This window comes from Lentzea sp. NPDC005914 (assembly GCF_040629405.1).
GTDB lineage: Bacteria > Actinomycetota > Actinomycetes > Mycobacteriales > Pseudonocardiaceae > Lentzea.
Window position 1 is genome coordinate 183,664 of the sequence record NZ_JBEXVQ010000001.1, and the last position, 23,459, is coordinate 207,122.

The 23,459-nt window shown below is 68.7% G+C and carries 19 protein-coding genes; 10 read left to right on the forward strand and 9 right to left on the reverse strand.

Annotated elements, in window-relative coordinates:
- Nucleotides 1-2: 2 nt before the first annotated feature.
- Nucleotides 3-1,661 carry an ABC transporter substrate-binding protein gene (locus tag ABZ345_RS00810; RefSeq protein WP_359841520.1) on the reverse strand — a complete coding sequence of 553 codons (1,659 nt, stop codon included), beginning with the start codon at nt 1,659-1,661 and terminating at the stop codon, nt 3-5.
- 137 nt (nt 1,662-1,798) lie between these two features.
- Between ABZ345_RS00810 and ABZ345_RS00815 the strand changes: the two genes are divergently transcribed.
- Nucleotides 1,799-3,022, forward strand: a complete 1,224-nt coding sequence (locus ABZ345_RS00815; RefSeq protein ID WP_359841522.1) for an ROK family protein — start codon at nt 1,799-1,801, stop codon at nt 3,020-3,022.
- 68 nt (nt 3,023-3,090) lie between these two features.
- Nucleotides 3,091-5,316 carry an alpha-xylosidase gene (gene yicI, locus ABZ345_RS00820; RefSeq protein WP_359841523.1) on the forward strand — a complete coding sequence of 742 codons (2,226 nt, stop codon included), beginning with the start codon at nt 3,091-3,093 and terminating at the stop codon, nt 5,314-5,316.
- On the opposite strand, the gene ABZ345_RS00825 is transcribed toward yicI, so the two are convergent.
- Complete coding sequence (locus ABZ345_RS00825; RefSeq protein WP_359841525.1) at nt 5,309-6,139, reverse strand: SGNH/GDSL hydrolase family protein; 831 nt, start codon at nt 6,137-6,139, stop codon at nt 5,309-5,311. The two genes, yicI and ABZ345_RS00825, sit on opposite strands and share 8 nt — an antisense overlap.
- A gap of 237 nt (nt 6,140-6,376) precedes the next feature.
- On the opposite strand from ABZ345_RS00825, the gene ABZ345_RS00830 reads away from it, so the two are divergent.
- The 3 genes from ABZ345_RS00830 (at nt 6,377) to ABZ345_RS00840 (ending at nt 10,116) form a co-directional block, all read left to right on the forward strand.
- Nucleotides 6,377-7,675, forward strand: a complete 1,299-nt coding sequence (locus ABZ345_RS00830; protein WP_359841526.1) for a DUF1996 domain-containing protein — start codon at nt 6,377-6,379, stop codon at nt 7,673-7,675.
- Between the two features lie 129 nt (nt 7,676-7,804).
- Complete coding sequence (locus tag ABZ345_RS00835; RefSeq protein WP_359841528.1) at nt 7,805-8,662, forward strand: expansin EXLX1 family cellulose-binding protein; 858 nt, start codon at nt 7,805-7,807, stop codon at nt 8,660-8,662.
- A gap of 134 nt (nt 8,663-8,796) precedes the next feature.
- Nucleotides 8,797-10,116: a glycoside hydrolase family 6 protein gene (locus tag ABZ345_RS00840; RefSeq protein ID WP_359841530.1), complete on the forward strand. Its 1,320-nt coding sequence runs from the start codon at nt 8,797-8,799 to the stop codon at nt 10,114-10,116.
- 3 nt (nt 10,117-10,119) lie between these two features.
- Here the strand turns inward: ABZ345_RS00840 and ABZ345_RS00845 are convergent, their stop codons facing one another.
- Complete coding sequence (locus ABZ345_RS00845; protein ID WP_359841532.1) at nt 10,120-10,875, reverse strand: hypothetical protein; 756 nt, start codon at nt 10,873-10,875, stop codon at nt 10,120-10,122.
- A gap of 151 nt (nt 10,876-11,026) precedes the next feature.
- On the opposite strand from ABZ345_RS00845, the gene ABZ345_RS00850 reads away from it, so the two are divergent.
- The 4 genes from ABZ345_RS00850 (at nt 11,027) to ABZ345_RS00865 (ending at nt 14,724) form a co-directional block, all read left to right on the forward strand.
- Nucleotides 11,027-11,740: a GntR family transcriptional regulator gene (locus tag ABZ345_RS00850; RefSeq protein WP_359841534.1), complete on the forward strand. Its 714-nt coding sequence runs from the start codon at nt 11,027-11,029 to the stop codon at nt 11,738-11,740.
- Nucleotides 11,741-11,830: 90 nt separating this feature from the next.
- Nucleotides 11,831-13,276: an NCS1 family nucleobase:cation symporter-1 gene (locus ABZ345_RS00855; RefSeq protein WP_359841536.1), complete on the forward strand. Its 1,446-nt coding sequence runs from the start codon at nt 11,831-11,833 to the stop codon at nt 13,274-13,276.
- An 11-nt stretch (nt 13,277-13,287) separates the two neighbouring features.
- Nucleotides 13,288-13,995: an aspartate/glutamate racemase family protein gene (locus ABZ345_RS00860; RefSeq protein ID WP_359841537.1), complete on the forward strand. Its 708-nt coding sequence runs from the start codon at nt 13,288-13,290 to the stop codon at nt 13,993-13,995.
- A 48-nt stretch (nt 13,996-14,043) separates the two neighbouring features.
- On the forward strand, nt 14,044-14,724 hold the full coding sequence (locus ABZ345_RS00865; protein WP_359841538.1) for a DUF1345 domain-containing protein: 681 nt from the start codon (nt 14,044-14,046) through the stop codon (nt 14,722-14,724).
- Here ABZ345_RS00865 and ABZ345_RS00870 read toward each other — a convergent pair.
- Genes ABZ345_RS00870 through ABZ345_RS00895 form a run of 6 tightly spaced genes read right to left on the reverse strand, consistent with a single transcriptional unit; the run spans nt 14,716 to nt 22,251 of the window.
- Nucleotides 14,716-16,173: a glycoside hydrolase gene (locus ABZ345_RS00870; RefSeq protein WP_359841540.1), complete on the reverse strand. Its 1,458-nt coding sequence runs from the start codon at nt 16,171-16,173 to the stop codon at nt 14,716-14,718. The genes ABZ345_RS00865 and ABZ345_RS00870 overlap by 9 nt on opposite strands.
- 8 nt (nt 16,174-16,181) lie before the next feature.
- Entirely contained in the window at nt 16,182-18,083 is a 1,902-nt protein-coding gene (locus ABZ345_RS00875) for a DUF2264 domain-containing protein (RefSeq protein ID WP_359841542.1), read from the reverse strand.
- 58 nt (nt 18,084-18,141) lie between these two features.
- The gene (locus ABZ345_RS00880; protein ID WP_359841544.1) at nt 18,142-19,152 is read right to left on the reverse strand and encodes a hydroxyacid dehydrogenase; all 1,011 of its coding nucleotides are present in this window, start codon (nt 19,150-19,152) and stop codon (nt 18,142-18,144) included.
- A complete protein-coding gene (locus tag ABZ345_RS00885) occupies nt 19,149-19,958 on the reverse strand; it encodes a carbohydrate ABC transporter permease (RefSeq protein ID WP_359842228.1) in 810 nt (269 codons plus the stop codon). The genes ABZ345_RS00880 and ABZ345_RS00885 overlap by 4 nt, the downstream gene beginning before the upstream one ends.
- Nucleotides 19,959-19,999: 41 nt before the next feature.
- A complete protein-coding gene (locus tag ABZ345_RS00890; RefSeq protein ID WP_359841546.1) occupies nt 20,000-20,929 on the reverse strand; it encodes a sugar ABC transporter permease in 930 nt (309 codons plus the stop codon).
- On the reverse strand, nt 20,926-22,251 hold the full coding sequence (locus ABZ345_RS00895) for a sugar ABC transporter substrate-binding protein (protein ID WP_359841548.1): 1,326 nt from the start codon (nt 22,249-22,251) through the stop codon (nt 20,926-20,928). The genes ABZ345_RS00890 and ABZ345_RS00895 overlap by 4 nt, the downstream gene beginning before the upstream one ends.
- Before the next feature lie 103 nt (nt 22,252-22,354).
- Between ABZ345_RS00895 and ABZ345_RS00900 the strand changes: the two genes are divergently transcribed.
- Nucleotides 22,355-23,458: a substrate-binding domain-containing protein gene (locus tag ABZ345_RS00900; RefSeq protein ID WP_359841550.1), complete on the forward strand. Its 1,104-nt coding sequence runs from the start codon at nt 22,355-22,357 to the stop codon at nt 23,456-23,458.
- Nucleotide 23,459: the final 1 nt, after the last annotated feature.

Consider the following 23,459-nt stretch of genomic DNA (forward strand, 5'->3'; position numbering starts at 1 on the left):
CGTCAGTTACCGGCGGGCTTGAGCTTCATGTACACCTGCGAGGCGTCCGGCCGCTTCCACACCGCGGGGAACGCGTACAGGTCGTCCTTGGTGGGCCAGCCGGTGAACGCCTTGGCGTTGAACTCGTTCGGGACGCCGCCGGTCATCACCGGGATGTACGGCATGTACTTCTCGAGCTCGACCTGGATCGCGTCGTAGTGCTGCTGCCGCGCGGGGTTGCCGCGGTCGGTCTTCTTCAGCTCGGCCAGCGCCTGGTCCACGGTGGCGTTGCTGAACCGGGAGTAGTTCGGGTAGGCGGCCTGCCCGGCCGGCGCCGTGGCCGCGGTGGCGAAGAAGTAGGCGTAGGTGTAGTACGGGTCGGGCGCCGGCCCCTGTTCCACCGAGTCGATCAGCAGCTCGTACTGGCCACGCCCGCGCGCGTCGGCCCACTCGTTCCACGACAGCTGCTGCGGGGTGAGCTTGATGCCGATCTGGAGCAGCTGCTGGCTGAGGGTCTCGAGCGCGGTGATGTAGTCGGTCCAGCCGGCGACCACCTTCACGGTCAGCGCCAGCGGCTTGCCGTCCTTGGCGTAGATGCCGTCCGGGCCCTTGGCGTAGCCGGCGGAGGTCAGCAGCTCCTCGGCCTTGGCGGTGTTCGCGTTCATCGGCGCGACCCGATCGGTGAGCTTGCCCGACACGAGCGCGTTGTCACGCGGCAGCAACGTGAAGCCCGGAGACATCTCGCTGTTGACGTTCTGGAACGCCAGCGAGTTGATCTGGGTGCGGTTCATGCCGTAGTAGATCGCCCTGCGCACGGCGGGATCGGTCTGCGCGCCCTGACAGCCGAGCTGCGCGTTGGAGCACGTGAACAGCGAGACCTGGTTGAGAGGCAACGTGATCGCCTTGTAGCCGGGGTAGTTCTTCTCGATGTCCTTGAGGTCGGGGACCGGGCCGGTCTGCCAGTCGACGGAGCCGGCCTTCAACGCGTCCACGCCGGCCTGGTTGCCCGACAGCGAGAGGTAGCGGATGTGCTTGAGCGCGGGCTCACCGCCCCAGTAGGCCGGGTTCGCCTTGAGGGTGAACGACTGCGCCTTGAAGTCGTCGAGCACGAACGGGCCGGTGCCGACCGGTGTGGGATTCACCTCGGTCGCCGGCGTGCCGATGCTCTTCCAGATGTGCTTCGGCATGATCCACATCTGGCCGAGCACCTGCGGACCGTCCATGTAGGACGGTTCGGGGAACTTGACCACCACGTGCGTGTCGTCGGTCGCGGTGGCCGTGCCCTTGTAGGAGGTCTTGTTCAGGGCCGGGTTCCTGGCGACCATGTCGAGGGTGAAGACGACGTCCTCGGCGGTGAACTTCTGGCCGTCGGACCACGACACGTTGTCGCGCAGGGTGATCGACAGCTCGGTGCCGTCGGTGTTCCAGGAGTACGCGGTGCCGAGCATCGGCTTCGGCGGCTGGTCGGCAGCGATGTTGAAGAAGAACAACGGCTCGTTGATGGTGCCCATGCCCTCGATGAAGGTGGGGGAGTACGGGTTGAAGTTGAGCTGGAAGTCGCCCGCCTGCCCGGTGTAGACGACGAGCGTGTCCCTGGCCTTGCCGCCACCTCCGGACCCCGAGCACGCCGCGGTGGCCGCGACGACCACCGCCAGACCGACCGCGCAAAGCTGCTTGAGCATCGTTGATCCTCCCCGCCGCTGGGTGGTTCGCGGCGAGGATTCTTCAGTTGCTAAACAAAGAAAGTCAACGGCTCGGGATGCTTTACTGGGCACGACTTGTCGATGCGACAAGGTTCGTCGTTCGACGGAGGAATGCGGTGAGCGGACCGGCGCGGGTGACCCACGCGAGCACCAGAGCGGCCGTGCTGGACCTCGTCCGGGCGGCGGGCGTGATCAGCCGCGTCGGCCTGGTCAACGCCACCGGGCTGACCGGCGGCACAATCTCCACGGTCGTGCGCGGGCTGATCGACGAGGGCCTCGTCGCCGAGACGGGGCACGCCGAGTCGACCGGCGGCAAACGCCGGGTCATGTTGCAGCTCAACCACTTCGCGCGTTACGCCGTCGGCGTGCACCTGGACGAAGCACGGATCACCTACGTGCTGACGAACCTCGGTGGCGCGGTCGTGGCTCGCATCTCGCGCGCGGGAAGCGGAGACTCCGAGGTCTCCGCCGTGATCACCAGAATGGCTCGCGAGGTCGGCGCGCTGATCGACAGCGTCGGTGTCGAACGCGATCGAATCCTCGGTCTGGGACTGGTGTCGGCACGTCCGTGGGAGCACGGCGACTTCGGCCAGATGCTGGAACGGGCCACAGGGCTGCCGGTGGTGCTCGACAACGACGCGACCGCCGCCGCGATCGGCGAGCACTGGTCCGGTGGCGTCGGGGCCACGTCGACGTTCGCCGCGCTGTACCTGGGGGCCGGGATCGGTGCCGGGGTGGTGCTCGGCGGTACGACCTACCGCGGTCCGGGCGGCCGCGCCGGCGAGATCGGCCACGCCTGCGTGGACGTCGACGGGCCCGAATGCCGTTGTGGTGCAAGGGGATGCCTGGAGGCGCTGGCGGGTCCCGGCGCGGTGGTGGCGCAGGCGCGGGCGGATCGGGCGCTGAGTCGTGCGGCCGGACTCGTCGGTGGCCGGACGCGCGCGGCCACACCGGTCGCGGCGGACTTCGCGGCGATCAGCCGGGCGGCGCGGCGGGGCAACGCGCGGGCGCTGGCGTTGCTGGAGCGGTCCGCCCGTTACCTCGCGGTGGGCGCCCGCACGCTGGCCAACGTGCTGGACCTCGAGGTGCTGGTGCTCACCGGGCCGAGCTTCGCGATCGCGGGCTCGGTCTACCTGCCGGTGCTGCGCGCCGAGCTGGACCGGGCGTTCATCGCTCGTGACGCGCATTCGGTCTCCGTGCGGTTGTCGCCGTCCGCCGCGTCGGCACCGGCGATCGGTGCCGCGGCGATCGTGCTGCAGTCCGAACTCGTGCCGCGGCAGACAGGTCTGCGTCTGCCGGACGATCTGGCGGCCGACGAACCACCGATATTCGTTCGCTGACCTGCGCTACCGTTCGGGGAAAGGAATCGAAGCGATTCGATTCGAATTCGAACGGCGAAAGCGATCGAATGAAGTTCACCAATGGGTACTGGCTGCTGCGCGACGGCGTGCAGGCGGCGCATCCGGTCGAGGTCTACGACATCAGCCCGTCGGCGGGGGAGCTGGTGGTGCACGCGCCGACCCGCCCGATCCGCCATCGCGGCGACCTGTTGCAGGGCCCGGTGGCGACGGTGCGGTTCTCCTCACCGATGCCGGACGTGATCCGGGTGAGCCTCACACATTTCGAGGGGGAACGGCGCAAGCAACCCGAATTCGCCCTGGCCGCGGCCGAGCCTTATGTGCACCTCACCGACGAGACGCTCACCTCCGGCGCGTTGGAGGTGCGGGTCAGCCGCGAGTGGAAGGTCGAGTTCCTCGTCGGCGGCGAGGTGCTGACGACCAGCCAGGCCAAGGGCATGGGATTCCTGACGCTGGACGGCAAGCACTACGTCCGCGACCAGCTCGACCTCGGCGTCGGAGATGTCGTGTACGGACTGGGCGAGCGCTTCGGACCGTTGGTGCGCAACGGCCAGACCGTCGACATCTGGAACGCGGACGGCGGCACGAGCAGTGAGCAGGCCTACAAGAACGTGCCGTTCTACCTGACGAACGCGGGCTACGGAGTGTTCGTCAACCATCCGGGCCACGTCTCGTTCGAGGTCGCCTCGGAGAAGGTGTCCAGCGTCCAGTTCAGCGTCGAGGGGCAGACGCTGGAGTACTTCGTGATCTACGGCCCGAGCCCCAAGGAGATTCTGCGCAAGTACGCGATGCTGACCGGCCGGCCGCCCATGCCGCCGATGTGGTCGTTCGGCCTGTGGCTGTCCACGTCCTTCACGACGTCGTACGACGAGCAGACGGTGTCCGGCTTCATCGACGGCATGATCGAGCGCGACCTGCCGTTGAGCGTGTTCCACTTCGACTGCTTCTGGATGCGCGAGTACAACTGGTGCGACTTCGAGTGGGACCCGCGCACCTTTCCGGACCCGGTCGGCATGCTGGACCGGTTGAAGGCGCGCGGCCTGCGGATCTCGGTCTGGATCAACCCCTATGTGGGGCAACGGTCTCCGCTGTTCGCGGAAGGTGTCGAGGGCGGCTATCTGCTCAAGCGCCCCAACGGTGACGTCTGGCAGTGGGACCTCTGGCAGCCCGGAATGGCGTTGGTGGACTTCACCAATCCGGCCGCCCGCGAGTGGTACGCGTCCAAACTGGACGCTCTGCTCGACCAGGGCGTGGACTGCTTCAAGACCGACTTCGGCGAGCGCATCCCCACGGACGTCGAGTACTTCGACGGCTCCGACCCGGAACGGATGCACAACTACTACGCCTATCTCTACAACAAGACCGTCTTCGAGGTGCTGCGCAAACGGCGTGGCGACGGCGACGCGGTGGTGTTCGCCCGTGCGGCCACCGCGGGGTCGCAGCAGTTCCCGGTGCACTGGGGCGGCGACTGCGAGTCGACCTACGAGGCCATGGCCGAGAGCCTGCGCGGCGGGCTTTCCCTGGGGCTGTCGGGTTTCGGGTTCTGGAGCCACGACATCGGCGGCTTCGAGGGCACCCCGGACCCGGCGTTGTTCAAGCGGTGGATCGCGTTCGGGCTGTTGTCGTCGCACAGCCGCCTGCACGGCAGCAGGTCGTACCGGGTGCCGTGGCTGTTCGACGAGGAGGCCGTCGACGTGCTGCGGGTGTTCGCCAGACTCAAGGCCCGGTTGATGCCGTATCTGCACCACGCCGCGCTGCAGGCCACCACCGAGGGCACGCCGATGATGCGGGCGATGGCGCTGGAGTTCCCGGACGACCCGGCGTGCACCCATCTCGAACGCCAGTACATGTTCGGCGAAAGCCTGCTGGTGGCACCGGTGTTCTCCGACCGCGGCGAGGTGTCGTTCTACGTCCCGGAAGGCACCTGGACCGACTTCTTCACCGGCGCCGAGGTGCCGGGCGGGCGGTGGACAACGATGTCGTGCGACTTTCTCACCGTGCCACTGCTGGTGCGGCCGAACACGGTCCTCCCGCTCGGCGCCGTCGACGACCGCCCGGACTACGACTACGCCGACGGTGTCACGTTGCGGCTCCACCAGCTCGACGACGGCGCCTCGATCACCACCGAGGTCGCCGGTTCCACGTTCCGCACCCGCCGGCGCGGCAACCGGATCGACGTCGAGGCCGAGTCACCGCCGGCCGCGTGGCAGGTCCAGCTCCCCGCCGGGGAACCGGTTCCCGCCACGGGAGGCACCGTGACCCTGGAGCTCACCTGAGGTAGCCGGCCAGCGGAATTCGTTGGTCTCGCAGGGCCTTGGCCACGACACCGGCGATCTGCCTGGCACCGGCGGCCTCGAAGTGGGTGTGGTCGTTGCAGAAGAAGGCACCGACCGCACCCTTGGTGTAGTCGCCGTCGTTGGGACACAGCTTGAGGGTGTTGTAGAGCATGTAGCTCAGCTTGTGCAGGTCGATGACGGTCACACCGCCGGCCCTGCCCGCGTCGGCCGTCTCGGTGAGGAAGCCTCGGGTGCCCACGGCCGAGCTGCCGCTGCACTTGATCGCCGAGACGGGCGTGAGGAAGATCGGGGTGACACCGCGGTCCTTGGCGGCCTTGGCCATCACGGCGAGAAGTTCCTTGTACCGCGCGCCACCCACGTGACGAGGACAGTTGGGGTCACCGTCGTTGATCCCGAACTGGATCATCAGGTAGTCGCCTGCCTTCATCCCGTTGGTGGGATCGAGCATGGTCAGCCAGCGCTGGTGGAACGTCCGGGGGCTCACCACGCATTCGCCCGCGGAGTCCTTGGTGCTCTTCACGTTGGACTCGTACAGCCAGGTCTGGATGCTCCGGCCCGCCACGGCGTTGTTCACCACGGTGACGTCGTCCTTGAACAGCGTGTCGAACTGGTTGCCCCAGCCGACCGGGCAGCCCGACTTCGGGTCGGCCATCGTCGAGTCGCCGGCGAGCCAGACCTTCACGCTCGCGGCACTCGTGGAGGCCGCGGCGGCGGGAGCGCAGCCGGGGTGGTCCGCTGCGGCTGGAGCGGCGACGAAAGTCAGAACGGCGAGCGCCACCAAGGGCAGAACACGTTTCCGCACGATTGTCTCCCAAAGGTTCAGTTACGATGAGTACTCGAACCATGACGCGGTGAGGCGGCGCATGCGCTGAGGCTAAAGGGAAAGCGTCGATCCGGACAATCCAATCGAATCGACGTCGATGCGGTTCAGCGGGGGAAACGAGGGCCCACTGTCTCGTTTGGAGTGTCCGTTCGACGGTTATTCGATTCGAACGCAATCGAAATGAGCCGATCGGGCTCCCCGTCCGTACCCCGCAGCATGAGCCTCTACAAAGGACAGCCTCTCGTGCTGAAGGTCGCGGCGGGCCTGCTGGGCCTCACCGCGGTCGGTGCGCTGGTGGTGGCCACCACGAGCAGCGGCGAGTCCGCTCTGGCCGACGGGGCGGACAAGGGCTTCTTCGTCGACATCACGAAGGTCAAGCCGAACGTGAAGAAACCCAGACCGGAGAACGGTGCCACGACAGGCACGTTCACGGTCGACTGCGGGCGCAACGAGAACAAGCACTTCAACCCGGACAACTTCATCGCGCAGCCGGGCGTCCGCAACGGTGCCCAGCACCTGCACGACTACGTGGGCAACCTTTCCAGCGACGCGGACTCGAACAACAAGTCGCTGGACGCGGCGGGCACGACCTGCAAGAACGGCGACAAGTCGGCCTACTTTTGGCCGGTGGTCCGCATCGACGACGACGATGACCAGGCCAAGACGGTCAGCTGCCCGGACGTCGCGAGCAAGCTGCCGAAGGTGCCGAGTCAGGCGAAGGCGGAGGTCGACCGCAACCTCGCGTTGCTCAAGACCCAGATCGACGAGGCCAACAAGCGTCTCGCCAAGAACGAGAACCCCCGCGACCCCAACTTCAACCAGAACGCGATCGTGGGACCGTTGAAGGACAAGCGGGTCGCGACCATCGACCGCATGGCCATCGCGATCGGCCGCAACGCCGACCGCCCGCAGGGTCTCGAGAAGCTGGCGCCGTGCCAGCTCGGTGAGGGCAAGGCCAACGAGAACGAGCTTCCCGGCAACGACGGCGAGATCCAGCGTCCCGAGGTCGCCGAGCTGCAGTTCCGCGGTTCGCCCGTGGGCAAGGTCGTCGCGATGCCGAAGTTCCTGCGCATCCTGTACGGCGACGCCAAGGTGACCGCCAATGGCCAGAAGAACGCCAAGGACTCGTGGACCTGCACCGGTTTCGAGGACAAGGTGCAGATCAACAAGTACCCGATCTGCCCGCAGGGCTCGAAGGTCAAGCGCATCCACGACTTCCCGAGCTGCTGGGACGGCAAGAACATCGACTCCGCGAAGCACCGCGAGCACATCGTCTTCCCGGACGCGAACGGCAAGTGCCAGAAGGGCTTCAAGGCCGTGCCGCAGCTGCGGATCTCCCTGACCTACAACATCCCCAGGGACATCCAGCAGAAGGGCCAGTACAAGGTCGACTCGTTCCCGGAAGAGGCGCACAACCCCTTCTCGGACCACGACGACTTCGCGAACGTGATGTCGCAGCAGATCATGGACAGGCTCGTCAACTGCGTGAACAGCGGCAAGAAGTGCAAGGAGTGACTCGTTGACTTCCGGCAGGGCGCCTCGAACACAAGGCGCCCTGCCGGTTTTCGGCATCGGGAACTACGCTGACCCCGCGCCGGACCGGCTCGGCCGCGACCGGCACTTCTCGAGATTGGGACTGTTTTGGTGACGAGGGCACGTGTTGCGCTGCTGGTTGCTGCTGCGTTGGTACTGGTGACCGTGGGCATTGCCGTGCAGGGCAACGCCAGCGTGACGGGCCGCGCTGTCGCTGTCGTCGCCGAGCTCACCACGCCGGAGACGACCGCGACCACGACGACTCAGGCGCCGTCATCAACGCCGCCGGTGACGTCATCATCTCCGCCGCCGACGTCCTCGGCAGTACCAGTCCCCGCGGCTGCAGGAACACCGCTGGCGAGCAAGATCAAGCCCGGTGTCTCCCACACCGGCCCGGCGACGTTCTACGCGTCCGATGGCGGCGGTGCCTGCTCGTACGACCCCGGTCCCGACCCGTTGACGGTCGCCATGAACTGGTCCGACTACGAGGACTCCAAGGCGTGCGGCGCCTACATCCTGGTGAAGGCCGCCAACGGCAAGAGCATCACGGTGCGGGTCACGAACCTCTGCCCGGCGCCGTGCCGCGTCGGCCAACTCGACCTGAGCAGGGAGGCGTTCGCGCGGCTGGCGGATCCGAAGGCGGGGGAGATCCCGGTGACGTGGTCGCTCGTCAGCCCGCCGCTGGAGAAGAAGATCTCCATTCGCTACAAGACCGGCTCCTCGCAGTACTGGTGCGGAATCCAGGCGATCGACCACCGCAACCCCGTGGCACGGCTGGAGGTCCAGGCCGGCGGGCAGTGGAAAGAGCTGCGGCGCATGGAATACAACTACTTCCTCTCCGAGAACGGTGCCGGCTGCGGCGGGGCAATCGCGATCACCGACATCTACGGCGAGCGCCTGGTCGTGAACGCGCTGCCGGTCAAGCCCGACGCGGTCCAGGCGACGAGCCTGCAGTTCGCTGCCCACTGATTCCTGGGAACGTTCCCAGTGTTCTTCTGCTGATCGCACCGTCGAAGGCGTTCGACGAGACCTTCCCTGAGCGGCCCATTCGTGAATAGAGTGTGGCGCCAGTCTGGGAGCGCTCCCAGAAATGAGGAGGCAGGATGCGCAACAAAGGAGTTGCCGTCGGCATCACGGTGGCCACGCTCGTGACGGGCGCGGCGGCGGTGCTGGGCAGTGCACAGGCGGCTGCGTCGCCGTTCTACGTCGACCCGAACAGCGGCGCGGCCAGGTGGGTCGCGCAGAACCCCGGTGACTGGCGCACGCCGATGATCCGCGACCGCATCGCGGCCGTGCCGCAGGCAAGGTGGTTCACCACCACCAACACCGGCACGGTGGCAAGCGAGGTGGACGCTTTCGTGGGCGCGGCGGCGTCCGCGGGCAAGGTCCCGATCCTGGTGGTCTACAACATCCCGAACCGCGACTGCGGCGGGGCGAGCGGCGGCGGCGCGCCCAGCCACAGCGCGTACCGGGCGTGGGTCGACCAGGTCGCGGCGGGACTGGCGGGACGACCGGCGGCGATCGTGCTGGAGCCGGACGTGCTGCCGTTGATGACGAACTGCCAGAACTCCGGTCAGCAGGCCGAGACTCAGGCGTCGATCGCCTACGCGGGCAAGCGTCTCAAGGCCGGGTCCGGCCAGGCCAAGGTCTACTTCGACATCGGCCACTCGGCCTGGCTCGCCCCAGGCGAGGCGGCGTCGCGGTTGCGGGCGGCGGACATCTCGAACAGCGCGGACGGCATCTCCACCAACGTGTCCAACTACCGCTCGTCGTCCGACGAGGTGGCGTTCGCCAAGGCGGTGCTGAACTCGGTCGGCGACTCGCGGCTGCGCGCGGTGATCGACACCAGCCGCAACGGCAACGGTCCCGCGGGCAGCGAGTGGTGCGACCCGGCCGGGCGGGCCATCGGCACGCCGAGCACCGACCAGACCGGAGACGGGCAGATCGCCGCGTTCCTGTGGGTCAAGCCGCCCGGCGAGGCGGACGGGTGCATCGCCGGCGCGGGCCAGTTCGTGCCGCAGCGGGCGTACGAGCTGGCCAGCGCGGGCAGGCCGCCGACGACCACGACCACCACGACGACCACCACCACGACGACCACCACTCCGCCTGCTCAGGGCGGGTGCAGGGCCACCCAGAAGGTGACGAGCAGCTGGTCGGGCGGCTACGGCGGCGAGATCGTCATCGAGAACCGCGCGGCGCCGCTCAACGGCTGGACGTTCACCTTCTCCGCGCCCGGCGTGACCGTGAGCCAGGGCTGGAACGGCACGTGGAACGACAGGGGTGACGTCGTGGAGGTCGGGAACGCCTCCTGGAACGGTTCTCTCGGCACCGGCGGGACCGTCACCATCGGCTACAACGCGACCTATGGCGGCGGCACCCCGCCGTTCGGATCGCCGACGCTGAACGGGGTGGCCTGCGGGTAGGGGTCAGCAGCCGATCCGCTTGGTCGCCAGCGCGATGTCGTCCATCCAGAGGTCGTACGCGCCGTCGTTCGGCTGGTAGAGCTGCCAGCCGAACTTGACGGTGTCGAAGCGCGGGAACACGAAGTCCACCGGGTTTCCGCCGTGGGTGCGCGTCGACACGGTGAGATCCGGCTGCGGCACACCGTCGAACCAGAGCTCGACGCGGTTGTCGGTGGCGTCCATCCGCCACTCGACGCACTGCCACACGTCCTCACGGGACGGTGCCGACTCGCGCCAGTTCGTCCAGTCGCCGGTCGGTCCGCCGTCGGCGCCGACACCCCAGAACGCACGACCCGCGGTGGGCACGTACTGACCGCCCAGCGGCCGAACGATCTCGGGACCCTGACCGGTGGCCTCGATCAGGGTGTAGTGGGCCCAGTCGGGCTTGCGCGGGAACGCGTCGACCTTCAGCCGCAGGCGTCCGTAGAAGCTGTTGCCCGGAGCCGAGAAGTCCTCGACCCGGAGGAACGCGCGGCCGTTGCGTTCGGTGTGGACACGCAGAACCCGTTGGCCGCGCGGGGCTTTCTCGACGGTGAGGGTGCCGTGGCTGGTGTCGACACCCCACTTCAGGCTGGTCGCGCCGCCGAGAGGGACGGACTGGAAGTCCTCGCAGAACAGGATGTTCGGGCGGGAACAGGACGAAGGGGCCGCGATCGCCGGCGTGGACGTCGTGAGGTGGACTGCTGCCAGGAGTACGGAGAGCGCTTTCCACATTGGCATGGTTGAAGATTAGGAGATCTCTCAACGAGAGGGAACTGCTTGGCGCCGGGCGGCGGTTGCGGGATCGCGCGTCGGGCGCAGCGGCTTCGGCCACCTGGGGCGGTCGGCCAGAGCGTGAACCATGCCTGGAACGTGGCCTAGGCTTGCGGGCGTGGCGGGTCCGCGGAAACGTTCTGCGTTGATCTCCCTGCTGGTCAGCGACCAGCGGGGAGGTCCGCAGGCCGCGATCCTCGACGAGCTGCGCCGCTGCCTGCTCGACGGCGGCGTGCCACCGGGCACCGCGATTCCACTCGACGAGGTCGCGCAGGTGTTCGGCGTGAGCCGGATCCCGGTGCGCGAGGCGCTCAAGACGTTGATCGGCGAGGGGCTGGTCGAGCACCAGCCCAACTTCGGCTACCGGGTCGCCAAGCTGACGACCCACGAGCTGCACGAGCTGTACGTGGTCAGGGAGGTGCTGGAGGTAGCGGCACTGACCGCCGCGGTGGCGAGGGCGACGCCGCAGGACGACGTTGAGGCGACCGCCACGCACGAGGCGTTGGGGCAGGCCATCGCGGCACACGACGTGCGCGGCTACCACCGCGACAGCAGGCGGTTCCACCTGGCGCTGGTCCGGCCGTGCGGGATGCATCGGCTGCTGGCGATGCTGGAGTCGGCGTGGAACACCACGGAACCGGTGCAGCCCATGGCCCACGTGTCCGACGGCGCGAAGGCAGAGATGCACCGCGACCACGGGGAGATGCTCGCGGCGTTCCTCGCGCGGGACGTGGAGAGGCTGCTCGCGGCGGCCCGGGAGCACCACGGCAGGCTGCGGGCGTCACTCGCAGCGCTGCCCCGTCACACGGGGTTGTTCGTCGACTCGGAGTGAGTCTCGCAAGATATACGGTTCGCGTCATGAGGGCGTAACACGGCGGGATCAGGCTGCTCGCACCACATCCGAGGGCACGAGGAGTTGGTGATGACCGATACAGTCTCCCGCCTGGCGACCGGTACGAAGCCGCAGTACGACCCCCGTCTCACGAACGAGGACCTGGCGCCTCTCAAGAAGCAGACGTGGGGCTCTTACAACATCTTCGCGTTCTGGATGTCCGATGTGCACAGTGTCGGCGGGTACGTGACCGCGGGCAGCCTGTTCATGCTCGGCCTGTCCAGCTGGCAGGTGCTGCTGGCGCTGCTCGTCGGCATCGGCATCGTGCAGGTCTTCTGCAACCTGGTCGCGAAACCGAGCCAGGTGACCGGTGTGCCGTACCCGGTGATCTGCCGGGCGTCGTTCGGCGTGCTGGGCGCGAACGTCCCGGCGATCATCCGCGGGCTCATCGCGGTGGCCTGGTACGGCATCCAGACCTATCTCGCGTCCGCGGCGCTGAACGTGGTGCTGCTCAAGCTCTTCCCCACCTTGATGCCGTACGCGGACGTGCAGCAGTACGGGTTCCTCGGGCTGCCGTTGCTCGGCTGGGGCTCGTTCGCCCTGCTGTGGATCGTGCAGGCGGCGGTGTTCTGGACGGGCATGGAGACGATCCGCCGGTTCATCGACTTCTGCGGGCCCGCCGTGTACGTGGTGATGTTCCTGCTCACCGGCTACCTGATCTACCGGGCAGGGTGGGGCGCGATCGACCTGAGCCTCGGCGAGGTCAAGCACACCGGCCTCGCCTCGATCCCCGTCATGCTCGGCGCGATCGCCCTCGTGGTCTCGTACTTCTCCGGCCCGATGCTGAACTTCGGCGACTTCTCCCGCTACGGCCGCTCGTTCGCCGCGGTCAAGCGGGGCAACCTGCTCGGCCTGCCGGTGAACTTCCTGGTGTTCTCGGTGCTGGTGGTCGTCACGACGTCGCTGACCCTGCCGGTGTTCGGCGAGCTCATCACCGACCCCGTCGCGACGGTGGCCCGCGTCGACAGCACGCTCGCGATCGTGCTGGGCGCGCTGACGTTCAGCGTGGCGACGATCGGGATCAACATCGTCGCGAACTTCATCTCGCCCGCGTTCGACTTCTCCAACGTCAGTCCACAACGGATCAGCTGGCGCGCGGGCGGCATGATCGCGGCGGTCGGGTCGGTGCTCATCACGCCGTGGAACCTCTACAACAGCCCCGAGGTCATCCACTACACGCTCGAGGTGCTCGGCGCGTTCATCGGCCCGCTGTTCGGCGTGCTGATCGCGGACTACTACCTGGTGCGCAAACAGAAGGTGGTGGTGGACGAGCTGTTCACCATGTCACCGGAGGGCCGCTACCACTACCGCAAGGGCTACAACCCGAAGGCCATCGCCGCCACGGTCGCCGGCGCGATCGTCGCGGTGGCTCCCGTCCTGGTGCCCGCGCTGGGCGGTGCCGCGCAGTACACCTGGTTCATCGGCATGGCGGTGGCCCTGGCGGTGTACTCGGCGGCGTCCCGGCGGGCTCAGTGATCATCAAGGTCGTGAACCCCAACACCAGCGCGGAGATGACCGCGCTGGTGCAACGGTCGGCCAAGGCCGTCGCGGGTCCCGGCACCTCGGTGTACGCGGTCAGCCCGGAGATGGGGCCCGCGTCGATCGAGAGTCACTACGACGAAGCGCTCAGCGTGCCGGGACTGCTGACGGAGATCGCCTCCGGTGAAGTGTCCGGTGTGGACGGTTACGTCATCGCGTGCTTCGGCGACCCCGGACTCGACGCGGCGCGGGAACTGGCTCGGGGACCGGTGGTCGGCATCGCCGAAGCCGCCATGCGCACGGCCGCGTACCTGGGGCGGGGTTTCACCGTGGTGACGACCCTGTCCCGCACCCGCGGCCGCGCGTGGGACCTGGCCGGGAGGTACGGGATGCGCGGGCTGTGCCTGGGCGTCCACGCCTGCGAGATCCCGGTGCTGGAGCTCGACTCCGCCGCGCTGGACGTGGTCACGGCCGCCTGCGCCCGTGCCGTCGAGGAGGACGGCGCGGACGCGGTGGTGCTCGGGTGCGCGGGCATGACGGACTGGGCGGAGCCGATCTCGGCGGCCATCGGCGTGCCCGTGGTCGACGGCGTCCAGTCCGCCGTCCTCACCGTGCAGGCGTTGGTGGAGATGGGGCTGCGCACCGGGAAGCGGGACGAGTTCGCTGTTCCGCCGCCGAAGAGGTACGCGGGAGTGTTGAGCGACTTCGGTTGCTGAGCGTCCATGGCGCGACACGGGAGGCCGCATGTCGTACCTTCCTGTCTCATGCCAGCTGATCTCCCGGCCCGCCCGCCCTCCGACGACGACGGCTTCGTCCTGGCGAGGACGAAGTTCGCCACGGCGATCGCCGCGGGTGTCGCCGCCGGCGTCGCGGTCTCGCTGGCAGGGCAGGCCGAGTTCGGGCTGCTCGTCGGCTGGGACGTGGCGACGCTGGTCTACCTGGTCTGGGTGTGGGTGCTGATCTGGCCGATGGACGCCGAGGAGACCGCGCGGCACGCCGTGCGCAATGAGCCCACGCGCACGGCCACCGAGGTCGTTCTGCTGCTCGCGTCGACTGCGAGCCTCGTGTCGGTCGGTTTCGTGCTCGCCCGCGCGGCGCAGACGTCAGGCGGTTCGGAGCTGCTGCGCGTGGGGCTGGGTGTGTTGTCCGTGGTGCTGTCGTGGATGGTCGTGCACACGATCTTCACGTTGCGCTATGCCCGGATCTACTACTTCGACGTCGACGGCGGCATCGACTTCAACCAGCAGGAACCCCCGGACTACGGCGACTTCGCGTACGTCGCGTTCAGCGTCGGCATGACGTTCCAGGTCTCCGACACGTCACTGTCCACTCGGGACGTCCGCCGCACCGTGCTGAAGCACGCGTTGCTGTCGTACCTGTTCGGCACGGGCGTGCTGGCCACCACGATCAACCTGGTGGCCAGCATCAGCAGCACGTCAGGCTGACACGCCGTCCAGCTGGAACGTCTGCACCTGACCCGCCGCGAACGAGGCCCGCAGCAGCTTGCCGTCCAGCCGGACGTCGGTGCGTTCCGCGTACCTGTCACCACCGGTGGTCGTCGAGGTCGACCACCGGGTGATGAGGCCGGTGGGCAAGGTTCCGAACCTCGTCAGGTCGAAGGTGATCGTCTGCGTCGAGGTCTCGGTGTTGACGGCGACGAGCACGAGCCTGCGGGCGGCGGGGTCGTAGGCCACGGCGGCGTTCCCGGTGGACGCGGAGATGATCCGCATGCCCGGCCGGATGTGCCGGGTGAACTGCGCCAGCACGTACAGCTTCTTCTGCACGGCGCCCGCCTGCAGCGTGTCCGGGTTGTAGGCGATCAGCGCCCACTCCGGCGTCGGGTCCATCACCTGCCAGTAGCACCAGGCCGTCGGGTGCAGCCAGCGCCAGTCGAGGCACAGGTTGGTGGCCAGTGAGAGCCCGGTGCCGTCCTTCTCGCCGGTCTCGGAGTTCCACAGCACCTTGCCCGCGGCCTTCGCGTCGGCGTAGAGCAGGTCGCGGCGGCCACCGGAACCCTGGTAGCCGTGCACGTTGATCTGGTTCACGACGGACTTCGTGGTGGCGTCGAAGGAGTTCCACGTGCTGCGCGCCACGTCGTAGTTCGTCTCGTCGGAGGCCGAGATGCGCGTTCCGGACAGGCCGCGGTTGTTCAGCTCCTCGCGCAGGTACTGCAGCACGGTCCGTTGCAGGGACGGGTCGAAGTGGCAGCCCTCCTGCTTTCCGGTGGCGGACCAGTAGTTCGACGCGGGCTCGTTGAACGGGTCCACCGTGCGGAACGTGACGCCGAACCGGTCGCGGAACTGCCTCGCCACCTCGGCCAGGTACGAGGCGTGGGTGCGGTAGTTCCACGACTGCAGGTTGTTGCTGTTCGCGTTCGCGGCGCCGGAAGGGTTGTGGTTGATGCACATCCACCACGCGGGCGAGTTGGCGAACAGTTCTGTGATGACACCTCGCTGGGTGGCTTTGACGACAGACGCGCGTTGTTTCGCGTCGGCGCCCCACTGCCACGAGTTCGGGTCGGTGGTGCGCCAGTCCTGCCAGAAGGTCTCGATCTGCTTGAAGCGCGGGATGTTCGGCGAGACGGCCATGCGTTCGCCGTCCACGCTGTTCCAGCTGCACGCGCCGAGGTTGTAGCGGGCGATGTTCATGCCCAGTCCGGGGAGCGCGGTTCCGTTGTAGGTGACGGTCTTCGTGGTGAACCAGAGGTCCGCGAAGTCGTCGCGGTCGCCGAAGACGTTGGCCCACCAGGCGAGCGACGTGCCCCATCCTTCCCACGTGCCGTAGTTCGTGGCGGGGTCGATCGCGATCGTCTGGTCGGCGCTCACGCGGGTGCCGACGGCTGTCGCCGCGATTGCCGCCGCCGCACCGGACAACACTGTCCTGCGGGTGACCATGGTTTCTCCTAAGGAGTTGGCAGGGTGATCCTCGTGTCCAGTCCGTCGCTCCACTTGAGCACGATCTCGTTGGCGCACCCCGTGAGCAACGGATTCGCGCCGGCGCCGCGGCCCCGGTCCAGGCGCACGGCGGCGGCGAGCACCTCGCCACGGTGGACGCGGCCGGTCTTGGCCAGCCACGGCACCGTGACGTACCTGCCCAGCGGTGACGTGCCGGTGCCGGTGTGCACGCCTGACTGGTCGAACCCGCGCAGTGCGCACAGCGAGGAACGCAGGTGCCTGGTGGAGACCACGACCTCGGGCCGTGCCGCGGTCTCGGTGTGCGGCCGGACGTCGGCGGCGACGGGCCAGCCGGACAGCCGCAGCCGGGCGTCCGTGTCGCCGTCCACGCGCACGAGGCGGATCTCCACCCCGCTGCGCACGACGGAGACGACGAGCACCGGCGGCCCCTCGACGATCTCGCCTTCGCGTCCGGAACCGTGGTCGGGCGAGTCGTCCGCACTGGTGTCGACCCAGCGCACCGTTCCGTACGACGCACCGGCCACCACACCGCCGGGGAGCTCTTTCGCGAACAACGTCTCGAAGCCCGCGCGGTGGCTCGCCGCACCCGTGGAGTCGAGCAGCACCACCGAGTTGTCCGTGGCACCCGGCATCGTGGCCGTCGAATAACCCAGCCTCGCGTACAAGGGGGAGTCCGCGCGTTGGTCACCGGGCAGCGCGTGATCGGTGCCGTGGTTGACCGTGATGACGATGCCGTCGGCGCGCCGGCCGGACACCAGCCAGCCCGGCGCGGCGATGACGCGGGTGAAGTCGCGCGTCTCCACCGGCAGCGGGCGTTCCACGTCCGTCCACACGGGATGGTCGGCGGGCAGGGCGAGGCCGAGCATGCCCTTGGCGGCCCAGTAGGGCGAGCCGGGTCCGGAGTAGGCCTGCCGGATCGGGGCCCAGCCGCCGTGCCAGCCCAGCGTCAGCAGCCCGGCCGGCTCGAGCGCGCCGTGGTCGACGAAGTGCCGCAACACCCCGGACGCCGCGCGCCGGACCAGTCCGGGCTCGGCCACCCCGGTGATCGCGCCGACCCAGAACGGCGCCGCGGCCGCGAACCGGTAGGTGAGGCTGCGCCCCTGCATGAGCGGCGACCCGTCGGCGCCGAGCAGCGCCACCGCGTCCTCGAGGTATCGGCCGAGGTCGGCGGACCACGTGCGGCGGGTCTCTTGTGCGCACAGCGAGTCCGGGACGTCGAACAGGTGCGTCCACAGGGCCGGGTACAGGTGCAGCGCCCAGCCCGTGTAGTGGTCGAACGCGCGTTCCTCGCCGTCGCTGAGCCATCCAGCTTCACGCCGGAACGACGCGTGCAGCGCCAGATCCTCCTGGATGTCCTCTTCCGACCACTTGCCGCCGGCCTCGCGCAGGAACGACTCGACGACGATCCGGAACCACACCCAGTTGATCGGCGGGTACGGCTGGCCCACCACGGTGCCGAGCCAGTCGAGGACCCTTTCCCGGACGGCGTCGTCGAGCTGGTCCCACAACCACCGCTTCGTCAGCTGCAGCACCAGCGCGATCGACGCGGCCTCGACCTTGGCCTGCCCCAGCACGTCCGGCCGCGGCCAGGCCTCCGGGGAGTGCGGATCGGTGCCCGCGGCCAGCCCCCACGCGTACCGCTCCAGCAGCGCGGGGTCGCCGCCGCCCGCGACCCGGAATCCGGCGAGCAGGAACGTGCGCGCGAACCCCTCGAGGCCGTCGGAGGCGGGGCCGTAGCGGCTCGGTTCGCCGGGCAGGTCGATCCGGGCGCACCGCGGGGACCAGTGCCGGTTGACTGCGTTGAGCATATGGTCGGCGGTTGCCTCCCAGTGCGCGCGGGTCCAGCCGGTGCGCGGGGAGAGGCGGCGGTCTTCGGGTGGGAGCTTCATGCGGGTGCGGCCGTTCGGTGGCGGGTCTGTGGGGTGGGGCGGTGGTCAGGCGGGAGCGTCATGCTTGCACCGCGAGTCCCTGCCTGGTCACCGGTTCCAGCGGCGACTGTCCGGTCACGTAGCGCTCCAGCTCGTCGAGCGCCGCAGCCGCCATCAGCCGCGTCTCCGAGCCCAGCGACCCCGCCACGTGCGGGGTGATCGTGACGTTCGGCAGGTCGTACAGCCGCGACCAGGCGGGCAGCGGCTCGGGTTCGGTCACGTCCAGCACGGCGTGCAGATGCCCGTGCACACAGGCCTCCTCCAGCGCAGCGGTGTCCACAAGGGATCCTCGCGCGGTGTTGACCAGCGTGGCGTGCTGGGGGAGCGCGGCCAGTTCCGCCGCGCCGATCAGGTGACGGGTCGAGGGCAGTGCGGGGGCGTGCAGGCTCAGCACGTCCGCTTGGGGCAATGCCTCGGCGAGTGTCACCACCTCGGCACCGGCCGCCCGCACCAGCGAAGGGTCCACGACCGGGTCGACCACGAGCAACCGGCCTGCCTGGAGGCGGCGCAGCAGTTCCACCACCCGCTGGCCGACGCGCGAGAACCCGACCAGCACGATCGTGCGGCCCAGGCCGGACAGCTCGCCGCGGCGCGAGCGGTAGTCCCAGTCCTCGCGGAACCGGCGGGCGTCGGCGGCCAGGAACGGCACCTTCTTGAACGTCCAGAGGATCGCCGCCACGGTGTACTGCGCGACCGGTTCGGCGTTCACGTGCGCGGCCGTCGTCACCAGGATGTCGCGGTCGAACACCTCATCACCGACGTGCGACCGCACGCTGCCCGCCGCGTGCAGGGCCGCGCGCAACCGGGGCGCGGCCGACAGCACGTCGGAAGTGATCGGCGGACATCCCCACGAGGTGATCAGCACCTCCACGGAGGCGAGGCGGCGACGCACGGCCGCAGACGTGAAGTCGGTTGCCACCAAGGGAGTGCCGAGTGTCGCCAGCCTGCGCAGCCGTTCCAGCTCGCGCGGACCGAACTGCTGGTCGGCGACGTCCGGGCTCATCGCGAGCATCACCTCGGGCCTGCTCATTTCACGCTCCCCGCGGCGAGGCCCTTGCGCCACTGCCGGTTGAGCACCAGGAACGCCACCACCAGCGGCAGCACCGCGAGCAGCGATCCGGTGATCACCAGCGGCGTGTACTGGGGGAACTGGGTCTGCCGGGTGCTCCACTGGAACAGGCCCAGGCTGACCGGGAAGAGCTTCGGGTCGGTGAGCAGGACCAGCGGCAGGAAGAAGTTGTTCCAGATGCCGATGAACTGGAACAGCAGCACGGTCACCACACCCGGCCGCATCATCGGCAGCGCCACGGTGAAGAACGTCCGCAGCTGGCCCGCCCCGTCGACCCGCGCGGCTTCCAGCACCTCGTCCGGCACCGACGCGTCGGCGTACACCCTGGCGAGGTAGACGCCGAACGGGTTGGTGAGCAACGGGATGAACACCGCCCAGAACGTGTCCACGACCCGCAGTTCGGACGCGAGCAGGTACATCGGCAGCGCCAGCACGGTCGTCGGCACGAGCACGCCGGTCAGCGTCAGAGCGAACAGCAGACGCCGGCCGGGGAAGCTCGTCTTGGCGATGGCGTACCCGCACGCGGCGCAGATGAGCGAGCCGAGGACCGCTCCACCTCCCGCGTACAGCACCGAGTTGAGCAGCCAGTGCCAGAAGATGCCGTTCTCCTGCGTGAACAACGTCTTCACGTTTGTCCACAGGTTCCACTCGCCGAACGAGAACGCGCCGGTGGTGGAGAAGTCGCCGAGCGATTTCGTCGCCGACGTCAGCAGCCACACCAGTGGCAGCAGGCTGTACAGCGCGGCGATGACCAGAATCAGGTGCACCGCGGGGACGGAAACCCAGCGGGACCTGGTGTCCACGACACTCACCGCGACCTCCTCGTCGAAAAGCGCATGACGACGGCGGACAGCAGCGCGCAGATCACCGCGAGCAGCACCGACGCCGCCGCGGCGCGTCCGTTGTCACCGGCCACGAACGCGGCCTCGTACACGTACATGCTCGGCGTCCAGGTGCTGGTCACCGTGCCGGTGAAGCCCTTGAGCACCATGGGTTCGGTGAACAGCTGCAACGAGCCGATGACGGTGAACACCACCGCCACGAAGATCGTCGGCCGGATCACCGGGATCTTGATCGACCACGCCGTGCGGAACCCGCCCGCGCCGTCGGCCCGTGCGGCCTCGACGATCTCCTTGGGGACGGCCTGCAGCGCGGTGTAGAAGATGATCATGTTGTAGCCGACCCACTGCCAGGTCGCGATGTTCGCGACCGACGGCAGCAGCGCAGAGTCGCTCAACGGGTCGACGCCGAGCAGGTTCTTGATCGGGCCGATCGTGGGGCTGTAGAGGTACGCCCAGATCAGGCCACCGATCACCACCGGCACCGCGTACGGCACGAACACCGCCAGCGACCACACCTGCCGCAGCCGCACGACCGCGGAGTCCAGCAGCAGAGCCAGGATCAGCGAGCCGATCAGCATGCTCGGGATGTGCACCAACGCGAACAGCGCGACGTTGCCCAGTCCCGTGTGGAACGCCTTGTCCGCGATGACCGAGACGTAGTTGCCCAGCCACACGAACACGTGCTCGGGGCCGGAGAAACCCAGGCCGCGCAACCGTTCGGTGAACAGGCTGAGGTACAGCGCGTACAGCACCGGCACCAGCACGGTCGTCACGAGCAGCACCAGGAACGGAACAGCGAGAACCAGTCCGCCGAAGTCCTTCTGGCGGGTCCGGACGGCCGGCTCCGCGGACCGTTCCTCCCTCATCGGTGTGCGCTCGGGCGCGAGAACGCTCATGCCGCCTTCCCCTCTCGCACCGAAAGTCCCTTGGCGCGCATGTCGGCCACGGCGTGCTGCTGGATCTTCTTCAGAGCCTCGGGCAACGTCGTGCCGCCACCGCGAACCGGCCCGAAGTTGTCGGAGATCGTGGAGAACAGGCGCAGCGCGTTCGGTCCCCACGTCCAGTCCGGCACCCGTTTCGCGGCCTCGTCGAGCACGTCGTAGACCGGGTCGCCGACGAAGAAGCCGCCCTTGTACGCCTGTCGCGCAACGGCGCGGTTGGGCAGGTGCGCGGGAAACGGCGTGCTGAAGGCGCTGCCGATCTTCGGCACCTCGGGGTTCGTGCTGAGCCACCGCAGGAACTTCATGGCGGCCTCCGGCTGCTTGCTCTCCGCGGAGATTCCCCACGCCGTGCCGCCCTGGACACCGTTGGCCGGCTTGCCGTCCCAGGTCGGCATGGTCGCCACGGCCCAGCGCCCGGTGTCCTTCGGGATGGACCGGTTGAGCGTGCCGACGCTCCACGACGCGCCGAGCACGCCCCACAGCTTGGCGTCGTGGATTCCGGCGATCCAGTCCTGCGAGCCGTAGACGACCCCGGCCACCTGGTTGTCCGAGATCATCGACTGCCAGTAGGACGCGGTGCGCAGCGTGACCTCACCCGCGATGTCGACGGCCCAGGTGTCGCCCTGTGCCGTCCACCACGGATCGCCTGCCTGCCAGGACATTCCGGCGAAGAACGAGCCGTCGTTGAGCGGGAACGAGCAGATGCGCGCCTGCGGGTCGGCCTGCTTCACCGCGGCGGCTGCCGTGCGGAACTCGTCCCACGTGCGCGGCAACGCGATGCCGTGCTGGTCGAACAAGTCCTTGCGGTAGTAGAAGACCATCGGGGCGATGTCCATCGGCACGCCCCACGTCCGGCCGTCGGGCCGCACCCCGCGCCACGCGGCGGGGGAGTACTGACTCTCCAGGTCGGCCATGTCGTTCGTGAGGTCGCGCAGCCCGCCGGTGAGCAGGATCTGCGGCAGACCCTGGTACTCGACGTGCAGGACGTCCGGCGCGTTGTGCGCCCGGATGGCGTTGGTCTGCTGGGCATAGCCACCGGACAGACCGGCCGCGATCACCCGCAGTTCGACGAAGACGTCCTTCTGTCCGGCGTTGAACGCGGCGACGTACTTGTCCATGCCCGTGAGCCACGACCAGATGGTGACGGTGGTGGCACCGGGCGGTGCGGCGGTGGCGGTGCAGCCGCCGACGAGACCAGCCGCGCCCAGTGCGGCGGTGGCGCGCAGAAACCCGCGGCGCGAGAGGCCGCTGGTCCGCAGCGCTGGGGAAAGCTCCATTGCTGACCCTCCTGCTGGACTGATGTGGCACACCTCACCCCGTGGCAGACTCACCGGTCAACGAAACGATCGAGAACGCTCGGAACCGATCAGAAACGAAACGATGAATCAGAAGTTGGCTGCTCAGCGCCATGAGCTGATCCTGCGTGCCGTCCGGACGCACGGCACGGTCCGATTGCAGGAACTGGTGGACCTGCTCGGCGCGTCGGCGGTGACGGTGCGCCGCGACGTCACCGCGCTCGCCGACCGCGGCCTCGTCGTGCGCGTGCATGGCGGGATCACCATGCCCAAGCACGCTGAGGCCTTCCCGCGCGGACCGCAGTCCGTCCTCGGCCCCGCGCCGACCCAGCCGCTGGTCGGCATGGTCGCGCCGTCGGTCGAGTACTACTGGCCGGCGGTGATTCAGGGCGCGCAGACGGCCGTCGCCGCGGCGGGTGGACGGCTGGTGCTGCGCGCCTCCAGCTACGACGCCGCCGAGGACCGACGCCGGGTGTACGAGCTGCTCGACCGCGGCGTGCAGACCCTGCTGGTGGCGCCCAGCACTACCGGCCGCGCGGGCGTCGAACTTCTGCGATGGCTCGGCGGGCAGTCCGTCCCCGTCGTTCTGGTCGAACGGCTCCCGCCGCCCGAGTTGCCGACGATCGCGCTGGACGCGGCGGTGACCGACCACGCGATCGGCGCCGGCCTCGCCGTCCGGCACCTGGCCACGCTCGGGCACCGCCGCATCGGGCTCGTGACCTCCAGGCAGAGTCCGCACAGCGACGTCATCCGCGGCGGCTGGACGACCGCGGTGTCGTCGTTGGAGCTGCCGTTCAACGGAGTTCCCGTGCTCGACGTCTCGCCCTACGGCTCTCCACAGTGGACTCGCGCGGTCGACCAGGTGATCGACGAGTGCCTGGCCAACGACGTGCACGCCGTGCTGGTGCACGCCGACCGGGAGGCGATCGGGCTGCTCGAACGGGCACGGGAACGCGGGGTCCGGGTGCCGGAGGACCTCGCGGTCGTGTCGTACGACGACGAGGTGGCGGCCGCGTCGGATCCGCCGTTGACGGCCGTGCGTCCGCAGAAGCACCGGCTGGGCGCGTTGGCCGCGCAGCTCGCGCTGGCCCGGCTGGCGGATCCGCTGGACCGGCCGGTGCACCGGGTGGTGCTGTGGCCGACCCTGACCGTGCGGGAGTCGTGCGGAACCGCGCTCAGCCCGGTCTGAC